Source organism: Wujia sp., from assembly GCF_056872695.1.
The window spans coordinates 98819-111947 of sequence record NZ_DBMFCD010000001.1 but is presented as its reverse complement, the minus strand read 5'-3'; the positions used below and the strand labels follow the sequence as shown (position 1 = coordinate 111947).

The window sequence follows — 13129 nt, the reverse complement described above, 5'->3', positions numbered from 1 at the left end:
TTTCCTCCTACCTCGTCCGAAGACTTTAAAATCTGCCTAATAAAATGATTATGACCGGAACCACAAAGGATACGATGTTCAGCCAGATGGAGATTCGCTTGCCACGCACGCCGCCCTTCTGGGACTGCAGACCCATGCGTGCAAAGATCTCTCCAACGATGGACAGCAGCATGGCGATGATGTAAAGCACGCCGAACACCTCCGGCACATGTCCCGCCGTCGCAATGGACACAATCACACTGACAACCTCGATTATAAGTGCGATTCCACCCATGCAGTCTGCGATGATCGTATCGCCCGCAAACGATGAATCTGTAAAATAATATCTTCGTTTCTTGAACAAACCCATAATCATTTATTTTACACAGCCAATCAGGGTGTTGATATCATCTACCCCGTTTGCCTGCATATATTCCTCAATTCCTTTTATAATCTCAACCGTTGCATATGGATTGTGGAAATTCGCTGTTCCGACCGCAACTGCAGTCGCACCGGCCATGATCATCTCCAATGCATCCTCGGTATTCATCACGCCGCCCATACCGATGATCGGCAGCTTCACGGCATTTGCCACCTGATATACCATACGCACCGCGATTGGATGAATCGCCGGACCGGACACACCCGCTGTCTTGTTTGCAACTGCAAATGCACGGCGCTTTATATCAATCTTCATTCCGGTCAAGGTGTTAATCAGGGAAAGTGCATCACTTCCGGCTGCCTCAGCTGCCCTCGCCATCTCCGTAATATCTGTGACATTCGGAGAAAGCTTCATGATGATTGGCTGCTTCGCCTTCGCCTTGATTGCCTTCGTGATATCATACAGGGCTTTTGGATCCTGTCCAAATGCAATACCACCCTCTTTCACGTTCGGGCACGATACGTTGATTTCCAGAAGGTCAACCGGCTCATCGCCAAGCCGCTCCACAACGTCCAGATAATCTTCGGTGCTTTTTCCACACACATTGACGATAATCTTCGTATCCTTCTCCTTTAAGAATGGGATATCCCGCTTCACAAATGTATCAATTCCCGGATTCTGCAACCCAATCGCATTCATCATGCCACCATAAGTCTCTGCCACACGCGGGGTCGGGTTTCCCGGCCACGGAATATTCGCTACGCCCTTTGTCGTTACCGCTCCAAGGAGATTTAGGTCTACGAACTCGTCGTATTCCATACCGGAGCCAAATGTACCGGATGCAACGGTGATCGGATTCTTAAGCTCCACACCTGCAATACTTACCTTTGTATTCATCAAAGCTCCACCTCCTCAGCATAAAATACAGGGCCATCCTTGCATACACGCTTATTTTTCACCTGTGAATGGTCGTCAATCTCCTTCGACTTGCATACGCAGGCAAGGCAGGCACCCACACCACATGCCATACGCTCTTCTAAGGATAACTGTGCTTCGATACCATGTTCTAGTGCATAGCTCCGAATCGCACGAAGCATCGGTGTTGGTCCGCAGGCATAGATTTCTGTACCCTCGATGCCGTACTCGCGAATTGCATCCATAACCGTTCCTTTGACACCGATCGCGCCGTTATCGCTGGATTTGTAAACTGTTCCATATGGTTCAAATTCCTCGGATAAGAATTCCTCATCACGGAATCCAAGCACGATGGACTTCTCGCATGTAAGCTCTTTCGCAAGCTGCAGCATCGGTGGAATACCGATTCCGCCGCCGATCAGGATTGCCTTCTTATCTTTCTTCGTAAATCCGTTTCCGAGTGGTCCGAGTATCGTGATCGTATGATCGGAGGTAAGCATCGAGAATTCCTTTGTGCCCTTTCCCGCAATACGATATACGATCCGGAGTGTACCTGCTACACGATCAATCTCACACAGACTGATCGGACGTGGAAGCAGCTTGCTTCCATCTGCGGAATACAAGTCAATAAACTGTCCCGGTACTGCCTGACCGGCAATCTCCGGTGCCTGTATTACCATTGAATATATGTCTGTGGCGATCTCGTCCTGACGGACGATCTTCGCCTCCATCTTTATCTTTCCCATTTTCGACTCCTCTTATATTCTATAATTGTGAAACTGATTTGCACATGTTCCAAAGCATGTATTTCCATACACTTCATTCCTATATCATGTATTGGAACTAAGAAGTACTAGATGTTCTGATTCATTTATTAGTACCGTACGCAACCGCCGCCAATTCGCCATCCTTGGCTCAGTGGCGGCTTGTTTGAACATCGTGTTCAAACATTGCTGTTACATCCAGAACATCAAGAACTTCTAAGTTCCAAACATATGATATATGTCATGAATGTGTATGAAAACACATGCAATCTACATTATGAATCAGTTTCACAATTACATTTATACACATCTACTAAAATGTATCGATAAATCTGCTGCCTTATTTATTAGCGGTTTGCTCTGGCGCCGTTAATGTCGGCGATCATATCTTTCACTGCCTGGCGGCTCGCATCCGCATATCCGGTCTCACCGAAGGATGCGTATTTGTCCTGCTTGTAAGCAGCAATGATGCCACGGGAAGAGTTGACGATTGCGCCAAGTCCATCCGGATTGAAGTAATGTACGAGATCTGCTGCCTTACCACCCTGCGCACCGTAGCCCGGTACGAGGATGTATGTCTTCGGCATCAGCTTCCGGAGTACCTTCCCCATCTCCGGGTATGTCGCACCAACCACACATCCGACGTTGCTGTATGTATCGCCCATGCAGGCTTCACCCCACTCAACGACCTTCTCAGCGACAAGCTCGTACAACGGACGGCCATTAATAAGCTGATCCTGGAACTCACCAGAGGATGGGTTTGAGGTCTTCACAAGTACAAAAATACCCTTGTTATACTGCTTGCATACATCCACAAATGGCTTCACACCATCGGTTCCAAGATATGGGTTGACAGTCACGAAATCCTCATCAAATCCGGCATATTCCTTGCTTCCAACCTGAACTTTTCCCAGGTGTCCGACTGCATATGCAGTGGATGTGGAGCCGATGTCACCACGCTTGATGTCACCGATGATTACAAGTCCCTTCTCCTTTGCATACGCACATGTCTTGTGGAATGCGATAAGTCCCTCGATTCCAAACTGCTCATACATTGCGATCTGCGGTTTTACTGCCGGAATCAGATCGTAAGTTGCATCGATAATGCCTTTATTGTACTCCCAGATTGCCTCGGCTGCACCTTTTAAGGTCTCTCCATACTCAGAAAATGCTTTCTTCTGGATATACTCTGGTACATAGGAAAGCATCGGGTCTAATCCAACTACGATTGGTGCGTCCTTCTTCTCAATCTGTGCTACTAATTCGTTAATCATTTATTTGTCCTCCTAATAATTTGTGCCCTCACATTCGTTCGGCGGTCTCCTACTGGTCTTCTATAATTGCCCCATTATAGCGGAGCTCACCATCTACGATGGTCGTCAGAACTTTTCCAACCAATGTCTGTCCGGTATATGGGGTATTGTGTCCCTTCGATTCAAACTTAACCGGATCGACCACCCAGGTTTCTTCCGGATCGAAGATTACGATATCCGCCTTCGCTCCAGGTGTCAGTCTTCCGTACTTGTCATCGATGCCGATGATCTTCGCCGGATTGTAGCTCATCTTCGTTGCCATATCCATGATATCCATAAGACCCGGCGCTACGAGTGCTGTATACGTAAGTGCGGCAGACGTCTCTAATCCGACGATTCCAAATGGTGCCTTATCGAAGAACTGAGCCTTCTCTTCTGCGGAATGTGGCGCATGATCGGTAGAGATTGCCGGCATCGTTCCATCTACCAGGCCTTCCACCAGCGCCTTTACATCCTTCTCCGTCCGAAGTGGCGGATTCATCTTGTAGTTGCTATCCGCTTCCTTGATATCTGCATCCGTCAATGTGAAATGATGTGGACAGACCTCCGCTGTGACATGCGCGCCAAGCCGCTTCGCCATCCGCATAAGCTCGACGGTACCAATCGTCGAACAATGGCAGATATGAAGCTTCGCCCCTGTCTCATGTGCGAGGAAAATATCACGTGCCGTGATGACATCCTCCACGGAATTCGGGATTCCCGGCACACCGAACTTCTCCGATGCCACACCCTCATTTAACACGCCGTTTCCAACAAGATCCTTATCCTCGCAGTGTGCCATGATCACAGCACCAAGCCCAGAAGCTTTCTTCATCGCCTCGCGGTACACGCGGATATCCATAACACTCTTGCCATCCTCGGAAAATGCAACTGCACCTGCCTTTAACATGGCTTCCATATCGACAAGCTCTTTTCCCTCCATGCCTTTCGTGATGGAGGAAAGCTGCTTCACATGCACATACGCATGCTCCGCACGTTTTAAAATATCCTGCAGCACTTCCACATTATCGACAACCGGTTTTGTATTCGGCATAGCACAGACAGTTGTCACACCACCCGCTGCTGCCGCACGCGATCCGGTGATGATATCCTCCTTGTATGTCAGTCCCGGATCCCGAAAATGCACATGCAGATCGATAAATCCTGGCATGACATATTTACCTTTTGCATCAATCACAAGATGTCCGTTTACCTGTGCTTCATGGTAATCTGCCTGCTCACCGCGGCTTCGCACATATATCTTCTTTATACAATCCTGTTCAATCAATACGTCTGCGATCTCATGCAATCCGGTTGCAGGATCGACGACGTGACCATCCATTATAAGCATTGTGTTCCTCCTATTATGTTAATAATCATCTAAAATCCGGATAATTGCGAAATATATACATACCAATAGTTATATATCATTACAAATTCTACGCAGACACGCTCTCGCTCAGTTCATCACGCAGCGGTACTAAATTCACAGCAAACAAGTTTGCAGTTCATTAAGTACCGGCGTGCTTCAATGGTCTGCTTAAGAATTGTAATGATATATAACTTATATTTACGATACTTATTTCGCAATTATCCTAATATACATATCCCATACAATTAAACAACACACATATTATACGTCACACTTTCCTTGTATAACATGTAGAATAACCTTCGTTGTGATTCGAGGGAATCTATGCCGGTCACACGCACGGTCACTCTTACTTTCTTACCTTCGTATTCCACTGCGGTAACTTCGGTTCCGAAGTCTCCGAGTATGGAAAGCATATCCTGTATAGACATTCCCTGTTTCCTCTGCGGATCGGGTGTCAATTCGATTTTTACACATACATCCGTGTTGCCGGATTCGCCGAGTGCTGTCTTCACTGCGGTATACAAGGTCTCGAACTCTGCATCCACGATTTCCTGTTTGAGGAAAATCCCGTATTGATGATACCTCGATAACTGCATGACCTTCCGCACATACAGGCGATACAGTTTTTCTTCGTCCTGCTCACCTGGAAAACGCTCAAACACTTGTCTTTCCCGTTCCGGCTTATAGACACTATCCCCTGTTTGCAGCTTTGTTTCAGCCACCTCTTCTGAGTACCACAGACGATCGGCAAAGTGATGATGCATCTCATCATCTACCTCATTGATCCTTTTTCGTATCTGTTCTAATTCCATATTCTGATTTGTATTCCTTCCTGAATCAATTTCAAACCATAATTATTTTTCATTCTACCATAACTCGACAAAAAAAGAAATGTTCTTGCTAGAATTTAACAGGATATACCTGCAAAAAATTCTCATACTATCCATATATATCAAATCAATCAGTAAACGGAAGGGAATGCATTATGAATCATACAGAGCAAGCAGAAACAACCATATATCTTTCCCTCGATGCAAGTACAATGGTTGCGTCTAAGCAAGTACACATCGAAGATATCGCATCCGTCTTTTGCAGCCAGCCGGATATTATGCACAATGTAAAGAAAATTAAACTGTTTACATTTCACGACAATGAACAGGGGCAATCCGTTGTCAATGCACTCGCTGTGATCGGAGAAATCCTGAAATACGATAAAACCGTGACCGTCCAGAACATCGGCAGTCAGGATTGTGTCGTCTATTACCGGAACTTAAATGACGGACATAAACGCACCGGGAAAATCAAAGCTTTATTTCTGATGGTACTCGCTTTTTTCGGGACCGCTTATTCTATCATGTCCTACAACGGAGACGTCGGTGCAATCGATTTGCTGCAGGATTTGTATTTTATGTTTACCGGTCTGGATGCCGGCACGACCGATGCCGGATACAAATTCGGCATATTATCTTATTGCGTCGGACTGTTCTTCGGCATGCTGCTCTTCTTCAATCACGGATTAAACCACAAAAAAGCCGATGATCCGACACCTCTGCAGGTGCAGATGCGATTATATGAGCGGGATGTCAACGACGCGATCGTTGTCGACAGCGCACGGGAGGGAACAAGTCTTGATGTTGATTAAAACAATTGCCTACTGTTTCTTCTGTATCTGCGCCGGAAGCGCCGTCTCTGCTGGTTTTGTTGCGTTTATTACGATGCTTGGTATCTTCGACAAGCTGGCGGAACAGATGAAATCCGGCAAAAGCATCCACCGGCTTGAAGCTCTGATTATCGCAGGTGTCACGGTTGGAAATGCTGTTTATCTGTTCAATCTCCGGATTCCGGCTGGTCTTGCAGGCTTCAGCATCTTCAACCTGTTCGGCGGAATCTTCATCGGCTGTCTCGCCGGCGCTTTGGCAGAAACCTTGCAGGTCATGCCAATCTTATCCCGCCGCTTAGGGGTCCGGACGTGGCTGCCTTACGTGATTGCCGCAGCTGCTCTGGGGAAGGCGCTCGGATGTGCCTGGCAGATTCTGTTTTTCCCATCTTAAACTATAATGAAAGGAGTTTATCTCTATGAAAGTAAAGCAAAATGACCAGGAGTATAACCGTTATGTCAAAGCGATCACACCGAAGCACAGTTGCTTCAAAAACTGCCTGCATGCCTTTCTTGTCGGCGGATGCATTTGTCTGCTCGGTCAGGTGATCTTCAATGTATGTACAACACAGTTTCATTATGACGAGGCGGATGCAATGAGCGTCTGTTCGATCCTGCTTGTAGTTCTCTCCGTCCTGCTTACGGGGTTAAACCTCTACAAGCCACTCGCGAAATATGGTGGTGCCGGCGCTTTGGTTCCAATTACCGGATTTGCGAATTCCGTTGCCGCCCCAACGATTGAATATAAAAAAGAGGGCGAGGTGTTCGGAAAAGGTGTCAAAGTGTTCACGATTGCCGGACCGGTTATCCTATTCGGTATCGTAGTAAGCTTTGTCGCCGGTTTCATCTATTGGATCTTCAGACTGCTGTAATAACAGATTATCCAGAAAGGAGTTACTATGAATCAGAACGAACAAGAAAAACTAAATCAGGCTGTCGGCAAACAGACCATACGTTTTGCCTATCCGCCAGCAATTTTAAGCCGTGCCTCCATCGTCGGTGACATGGAAGGGCAAGGACCTCTCGCCTCCTATTTCGACCAGATTGAACCAGATCCTGCCTTCGGCATGGACTCGTGGGAGGAAGGTGAATCCGAAATGGTGCGCAGGGCGGTACAGACTGCCATCACGAAATCCGGCATTGCCAAGGAGAATATCCGTTATATCTTCGGTGGCGATCTGCTCGGTCAGTTGATCGGTTCTACATTTGGCCTGAAGGATTTCCAGATTCCGATTTTCGGTCTGTATGGTGCCTGCTCCACCTGCGGTGAAGCATTGTCACTTGCAGCCATGACTGTGAATGCAGGCTATGCCTCTCATGTCATCGCTGTGACCAGCAGTCACTTCGGCGGTGCAGAAAAGCAGTTCCGCTTTCCATTGGAATACGGCAACCAGCGTCCACTCTCTTCCACCTGGACAGTGACCGGAAGCGGGGCGTTCCTTGTATCTGCAACCACCCCGGATCAGCCGATGAAAGAATATCCACGCATCACTTCCGTAACAACGGGCAAAATCGTAGATTACGGGGTACGTGACAACATGAACATGGGCGCCTGTATGGCACCAGCCGCGGCAGATGTCATCTACCAGTGTCTTGAAGATCTTACTGTCAAGCCATCCCATTTTGATAGAATTATTACCGGAGATCTTGGAAAAGTCGGCAGTGAGATTCTGATAAAGCTGTTGCGGGACAACGACTATGATATTGAAAAACAGCATATGGATTGTGGCGTCTGTATCTTTGACAACGAGGAACAGGATACCCACAGCGGAGGCAGTGGCTGTGGCTGTGCGGCTGTCACTCTTGCCGGCTATATCCTGCATCAGTTAGAGGCTGACGAATGGAAGCGTGTGTTATTTGTTCCTACCGGCGCCTTACTTTCTACGGTCAGCTTCAACGAAGGACAGACGATTCCCGGTGTTGCGCATGCAGTTGTAATTGAACACATTGACTCATAGCCGCATCTGCGTGCTTCATTATATCATATGTCACCACGCGTTAGCGTGATGACCTGCGCACGCATCTGCGTGCTTCATTATATCATAGACAGGAGGTTTTCTATATGGACTATATTCTTGCATTTGTCATTGGGGGTATCATCTGCGTACTGTCGCAGATTCTGATGGATACAACCAAGCTTATGCCCGGACGTGTCATGGTGATCTTAGTCTGCCTGGGCGTAATCTTAGGGGCGGTTGGCATTTACGAGCCTTTTATAAATTTTGCAGGAGCCGGGGCATTTGTACCATTGACCGGATTCGGCTACAATCTGTGGAAAGGAATCAAGGATGCAGTTAACGAAGATGGCTTTCTCGGCCTGTTCCGTGGTGGTTTCAAAATGGCAGCTGTCGGAACCTCCGCAGCATTGATCTTTTCTTACTTCGCTTCCCTCATCTTCTCTCCGAAGATGCCAAAGAATTGAAGCTTCCCTTTTACAAAAAGAAGTATCTGATAGCAGTCATAAAACTGTTCTCAGATACTTCTTTTATTATAGGTCACCAAGCGATAGCGTGATGACCTGCGCACACATCAGTATGCTCCATTATATCATGTCTGTGGCACCTGTGGCACCTGTGCCGCAGGATCCGATGCTTGCGTTGTTGGTGCCTGTGTTGATGGCTCCGGTGCCTGCGTTGTTGGTGCCTGCGTCGTCGGTGCAGGATCCGGTATTACCGGAGTTGTTCCCCCAACCGGTTCAAATATAGCACTTATACTTCCATTTCCCTGTACATCATTAAATGTAAAGCTTGAAATCGCGCCATAACTCATTCCATTTACAAGTACATCTTTAATTCGATACCCATTATGTGGCGTAATATAGAATGTCACATTCGAACCTTTTGCAACCTTAACTGTTGGTGAAATCGTTCCTCCTTCTCCTGCAGAAGATGAAAGCTCAATCTCCCCCTCTTCCAATGGTGTATGGATATCACATATTTCATCTGTGTATATATATCCATCTGCTGATTCACCATCAGAGCCTACCAGCTTCTTATTTCCGTCCTTATCGATTTCTACGGTAAATGATACCTTCTCAGGACATCCACTGTTTGCCCGTTTATGTGATTCAGTACAGAATTCAATCGCTTCATGCCCGCTACATCTCTGTGATGGAATGTCTGCCTGTGCATAATAATCGGAAGAGGTTGGACAACCTTCACTCGGAAGCAAGCCTGTGATCTCGCACACACTGATTGTTGTAATACCTTCCGGTCTCTCAAAATCTGCGGATGTGTCCTGTCCTTCTAACTCCACAATCTGATCCATGATATCACGCCACATATACTTATGTGTATTCTGTCCACCCATGTCGACATTGCTGTCATATCCCATCCAGATGGATGCTGTATAATATGGTGTCATGCCACAGAACCAAAGGTCATAGTTTTCTGACGTCGTACCTGTCTTACCCGCACATGTCATACCTGACTGCAATCTCGCCGGCGTACCTGTTCCACTTGTGACAACCGACTTCATCGCCTCAATCAGCTGCCATGCCGTTGTCGCCTTGATTACTTCGTGGGAAGTCGGTGTTGTATTGTCCACCACGACGTTTCCGTCATGGTCTAATATCTTCGTATATAAGATCGGCTTATTGTAGACACCGCCATTTGCAATGGATGCATAAGCAGCTGTCATTTCATAGTTTGTGACACCGTAACTTAAACCACCCAGTGCACACGCCTGCGTCTTGTCGGTCAGCAGAGTTCCATTGCTGTCTACCTCCTGGTCTACCAGAGTTGTATATCCAAACTTCAGCAGATATTCAAATGCTGCATCCGGTGTTTCCTCTGTAATTGCCTTTACTGCACAGACGTTAATAGAGCTTGCAATACTCTTCCGAATCGTACAATATCCACTATGTCCGCCACCGGCATTTCGAACCTCATTGCCATTTGCATACTGATATGGTTCATCATTAAAGGAAGTAGCAAGCCCCGCCTTACCACTGTCAATCAGCGGTGCATAGGCCGCAACAATCTTGAATGTAGAACCAGGTTGACGCTCTCCCTCGGTTGCACGGTTAAATGCACGGTTTACTGTCTTCGTACCACGTCCGCCAACCAGCGCCTTTACATATCCGGTGTGCTGATCCATGATTGTGAAAGAAAACTGTGGTTGCGGTGATACAGAGAATGCCTCTGCAACATACGTTCCGCCTGTCTCTTCGAGCATCGCTTCCTTAAACGTATCCGCTGCGGCCCTCGCATCCTGTTCACTCGGATAAATATTGTTGTACTTTGAATTTCCTGTCTGTTCTGCGAAATAATTCGTCAGATCCCCAATGCTGTAATTGTAATTTGTTTCTTTGTCAGCCCCCAGAAGCGTCAGCTTGTAACTCAAACCTACCTTTGTGCTATTACCCACATATTCCGGATCGTTAATTACATCATCACATATCTTCTGAATTGCCTTATCCTGTGCAGAATAGATTTCGTAACCACCTGTATACAGCTTGTTTTCAGCCTCTGCCTTTGTACAGCCATACATATCCATAAACAGAGCTATCACATCATCTATAATCGCATCCTGATAGTAGCTGTTCACGTCAGACTCTGCAAGCTGTACTTCATGTTCTGCATCAATTCTTGCATATACATCATCTGCAACTGCTTCATCATACTGCTGCTGTGTGATATATTCCTGTTCCAGCATCTTCTTCAAAACTTCTGCGCGCCGTTTCTTGTTCTCGTCCGGATTGGCAACCGGATCATAACGGCTTGGGTTCTGTGGAATACCTGCAATAACTGCGATTTCAGAAATTGTAAGCTCCGTCATGTCCTTACCGAAATATTTCTCCGAGGCTGCCTGAACACCACTGACACCACGTCCAAGATAAATCGTATTCAGATAATACTCAACGATTTCTTCCTTTGTATACTGCTTTTCCAGTTCGATTGCCAGATACTGCTCCTGAATCTTTCGCTCCAGCTTATCCATAAATGTCGTCTCATCCAGCCCGACATTGAATACCTGATTTTTGATCAGCTGCTGCGTGAGTGTTGATGCTCCCTCATTAAAATTACCACTTGCTGCACCTTTCGCAAACGCACGGAAAATCCCTCGCACATCAATACCATTATGCTTCCAGAACCGTTGATCCTCAATCGCAACAAAAGCATTGACCATATCCCTCGGAATCTGGTCATAATATACATAAACACGGTTCGAATCGATTGTGGAAATCTCTTTTTCTACCGTACCGTCCTGTGACCGGATATTCGACCGATATCCCTGCGGAACAATATTGATACTGGAGGTATCCGGTGCATTGTCCAAAATCCCCTTCATCATACCGAATCCGGCTCCGGCTCCGGCTATAATAACTGCAATGATACCAACCAATATAACTTTGAAAAGTATAACCAGCACTTTTCTTGTATTTCGTTGTGTTTTGGAAACGAGTTTTCTCTGTTTCTTTTCGGTTTCCGCTTTTGAATAGCCCATCGAGCTACCTCCCTTTAATTAAGCATATAAGTATCCAGATAAACGCCATTATAACAAACTTTTACCGCAAATACAAGATATTACCTATTCTAAACATTTTTCTTTTCCTCTATTCTTTTTCTCCATTTTTTGGTAGAATAAATTTAGGTGCCGCGGAATTTCCGCGTGTAAATTCACTGCGCATTTACATGCCCTATAAGTATAGTCGCAGTCGGAGGCTTAAGATGAAAGGTTTTGTAGGCATTGGTCGCGCGGACCATGTAGAAACAGCCATAACGGAAGCAACTACAGGATTGAAAAAAGCAGATTTCTTGATTCTGATTGCTCCCTTTTCAAAAATAGAATCTGCTGCCACCCTGCTCGGTGAAAAATATCCGGGCACACCGATGATCGGTACCAGCGGGGACGGTATTGCGAAAGAGATGCGCCTGACACAGGCGGTCATTGTAATCGGATTTGCAGGCGTCGAAGTATGTACCGGTGTGATTGAGAATGTCCGTACAACTCCAGTCAAATCCATGCACACATTTCTTGAAAATCTGCAAACGATCGAACCAGGTGATTCTAATACAATCTGTCTGGAATTTATGACCGGATGTGAAGAGCGTGTCCTTTCAACCATCCATGATTCCTTACAGGAAGCCGGAGTTCCTCTGATCGGTGCCAGTGCTTATGGCGTTCTGCTCGGTGAGAAACACTGTGTGGTTTTAAACGGGAAAGTCCATACACGAAGCTGTGCATATGCATTTGTTAAAAATAAAGGCGGCAAGATCCACCTCTATAAGGAAAATATCTACAAACGACAGAGCCGTCGTGCACATTTTGCCAATCTGGTGGAACCCGGAACAAAAACGTTGTTCCAGTTAGACGGAGTCCCTGCATTAGAGCTTTACCAGGAGGAAACTGGTGTGCAGCCTGAAGATATCCTCTCTGCCATGCCGCGTCATCCACTTGGCCGCGCTCTCGGTGATGATACCTGTATTATCCAGGCGATGTCTGTTGACCGAAACGGTGTCATGTTCAACGGCAAAGCAATCTATGAGAACGATAGCATCTATATCATGGATGTCGACGACTACTGGCAGATCCATGAAGAACTGCTTAACACGATACAGGCATCCCCTGTCTCATTTCTGCTTGGCTTTGACAGCGCAAACCGTCTGAACCTATTTGCAGAGGATGGCTGCCTGACAGACTATGCCGCTTCATTCAGCAAGGCTACACCTGCTGCAATTTTTGTCGGAGACGGACAACAGTATAACAACCAGCATATGAATCAGACACTTGTGCTTGCCGCATTTGAATAATTACACTCAG

The 13129-nt window shown here is 46.5% G+C and carries 13 protein-coding genes; 6 read left to right on the top strand and 7 right to left on the bottom strand.

Annotated elements, in window-relative coordinates:
• Window positions 1-25: 25 nt before the first annotated feature.
• The 6 genes from ACZQK9_RS00545 to ACZQK9_RS00520 all read right to left on the bottom strand — a co-directional run bounded on the left by ACZQK9_RS00545 (window position 26) and on the right by ACZQK9_RS00520 (window position 5519).
• Window positions 26-355 carry a hypothetical protein gene (locus ACZQK9_RS00545; protein ID WP_178016485.1) on the bottom strand — a complete coding sequence of 110 codons (330 nt, stop codon included), beginning with the start codon at window positions 353-355 and terminating at the stop codon, window positions 26-28.
• A complete protein-coding gene (locus ACZQK9_RS00540; protein ID WP_178016484.1) occupies window positions 356-1258 on the bottom strand; it encodes a dihydroorotate dehydrogenase in 903 nt (300 codons plus the stop codon).
• The gene (locus ACZQK9_RS00535) at window positions 1258-2022 is read right to left on the bottom strand and encodes a dihydroorotate dehydrogenase electron transfer subunit (RefSeq protein ID WP_483269298.1); all 765 of its coding nucleotides are present in this window, start codon (window positions 2020-2022) and stop codon (window positions 1258-1260) included. The genes ACZQK9_RS00540 and ACZQK9_RS00535 overlap by 1 nt, the downstream gene beginning before the upstream one ends.
• A 365-nt stretch (window positions 2023-2387) precedes the next feature.
• Entirely contained in the window at window positions 2388-3314 is a 927-nt protein-coding gene (gene pyrF, locus ACZQK9_RS00530; RefSeq protein WP_177983938.1) for an orotidine-5'-phosphate decarboxylase, read from the bottom strand.
• A 49-nt stretch (window positions 3315-3363) separates the two neighbouring features.
• Window positions 3364-4683, bottom strand: coding sequence for a dihydroorotase (locus tag ACZQK9_RS00525; RefSeq protein WP_483269297.1), 1320 nt, complete (start codon window positions 4681-4683; stop codon window positions 3364-3366).
• 266 nt (window positions 4684-4949) lie between these two features.
• Complete coding sequence (locus tag ACZQK9_RS00520) at window positions 4950-5519, bottom strand: chorismate mutase (RefSeq protein ID WP_483269296.1); 570 nt, start codon at window positions 5517-5519, stop codon at window positions 4950-4952.
• 173 nt (window positions 5520-5692) lie between these two features.
• Between ACZQK9_RS00520 and ACZQK9_RS00515 the strand changes: the two genes are divergently transcribed.
• From ACZQK9_RS00515 to spoVAE, 5 genes are all read left to right on the top strand, one after another.
• Window positions 5693-6349 (top strand): stage V sporulation protein AA, encoded by a 657-nt coding sequence (locus ACZQK9_RS00515; RefSeq protein WP_483269295.1) that lies wholly within the window; start codon window positions 5693-5695, stop codon window positions 6347-6349.
• Window positions 6339-6758 carry a stage V sporulation protein AB gene (locus ACZQK9_RS00510; RefSeq protein ID WP_483269294.1) on the top strand — a complete coding sequence of 140 codons (420 nt, stop codon included), beginning with the start codon at window positions 6339-6341 and terminating at the stop codon, window positions 6756-6758. The genes ACZQK9_RS00515 and ACZQK9_RS00510 overlap by 11 nt, the downstream gene beginning before the upstream one ends.
• A 25-nt stretch (window positions 6759-6783) precedes the next feature.
• On the top strand, window positions 6784-7236 hold the full coding sequence (gene spoVAC / locus ACZQK9_RS00505; protein WP_216507028.1) for a stage V sporulation protein AC: 453 nt from the start codon (window positions 6784-6786) through the stop codon (window positions 7234-7236).
• A 27-nt stretch (window positions 7237-7263) separates the two neighbouring features.
• Window positions 7264-8322 (top strand): stage V sporulation protein AD, encoded by a 1059-nt coding sequence (gene spoVAD, locus ACZQK9_RS00500; protein ID WP_483269293.1) that lies wholly within the window; start codon window positions 7264-7266, stop codon window positions 8320-8322.
• A 104-nt stretch (window positions 8323-8426) separates the two neighbouring features.
• Window positions 8427-8786, top strand: coding sequence for a stage V sporulation protein AE (gene spoVAE / locus ACZQK9_RS00495; RefSeq protein WP_178016476.1), 360 nt, complete (start codon window positions 8427-8429; stop codon window positions 8784-8786).
• 125 nt (window positions 8787-8911) lie between these two features.
• Here the strand turns inward: spoVAE and ACZQK9_RS00490 are convergent, their stop codons facing one another.
• Complete coding sequence (locus ACZQK9_RS00490) at window positions 8912-11812, bottom strand: transglycosylase domain-containing protein (protein WP_483269292.1); 2901 nt, start codon at window positions 11810-11812, stop codon at window positions 8912-8914.
• 224 nt (window positions 11813-12036) lie between these two features.
• Here ACZQK9_RS00490 and ACZQK9_RS00485 point away from each other — a divergent pair, with 224 nt between their 5' ends.
• Window positions 12037-13119, top strand: coding sequence for an FIST N-terminal domain-containing protein (locus tag ACZQK9_RS00485; protein ID WP_483269291.1), 1083 nt, complete (start codon window positions 12037-12039; stop codon window positions 13117-13119).
• Window positions 13120-13129: the final 10 nt, after the last annotated feature.

Excerpts from the sequence above, each read along its gene's own strand:
- ACZQK9_RS00545 (WP_178016485.1), bottom strand. The coding sequence starts at position 355 with ATGATTATGGGTTTGTTCAAGAAACGAAGATATTATTTTACAGATTCA.
- ACZQK9_RS00540 (WP_178016484.1), bottom strand. The coding sequence starts at position 1,258 with ATGAATACAAAGGTAAGTATTGCAGGTGTGGAGCTTAAGAATCCGATC.
- ACZQK9_RS00535 (WP_483269298.1), bottom strand. The coding sequence starts at position 2,022 with ATGGGAAAGATAAAGATGGAGGCGAAGATCGTCCGTCAGGACGAGATC.
- pyrF (WP_177983938.1), bottom strand. The coding sequence starts at position 3,314 with ATGATTAACGAATTAGTAGCACAGATTGAGAAGAAGGACGCACCAATC.
- ACZQK9_RS00525 (WP_483269297.1), bottom strand. The coding sequence starts at position 4,683 with ATGCTTATAATGGATGGTCACGTCGTCGATCCTGCAACCGGATTGCAT.
- ACZQK9_RS00520 (WP_483269296.1), bottom strand. The coding sequence starts at position 5,519 with ATGGAATTAGAACAGATACGAAAAAGGATCAATGAGGTAGATGATGAG.
- ACZQK9_RS00515 (WP_483269295.1), top strand. The coding sequence starts at position 5,693 with ATGAATCATACAGAGCAAGCAGAAACAACCATATATCTTTCCCTCGAT.
- ACZQK9_RS00510 (WP_483269294.1), top strand. The coding sequence starts at position 6,339 with ATGTTGATTAAAACAATTGCCTACTGTTTCTTCTGTATCTGCGCCGGA.
- spoVAC (WP_216507028.1), top strand. The coding sequence starts at position 6,784 with ATGAAAGTAAAGCAAAATGACCAGGAGTATAACCGTTATGTCAAAGCG.
- spoVAD (WP_483269293.1), top strand. The coding sequence starts at position 7,264 with ATGAATCAGAACGAACAAGAAAAACTAAATCAGGCTGTCGGCAAACAG.
- spoVAE (WP_178016476.1), top strand. The coding sequence starts at position 8,427 with ATGGACTATATTCTTGCATTTGTCATTGGGGGTATCATCTGCGTACTG.
- ACZQK9_RS00490 (WP_483269292.1), bottom strand. The coding sequence starts at position 11,812 with ATGGGCTATTCAAAAGCGGAAACCGAAAAGAAACAGAGAAAACTCGTT.
- ACZQK9_RS00485 (WP_483269291.1), top strand. The coding sequence starts at position 12,037 with ATGAAAGGTTTTGTAGGCATTGGTCGCGCGGACCATGTAGAAACAGCC.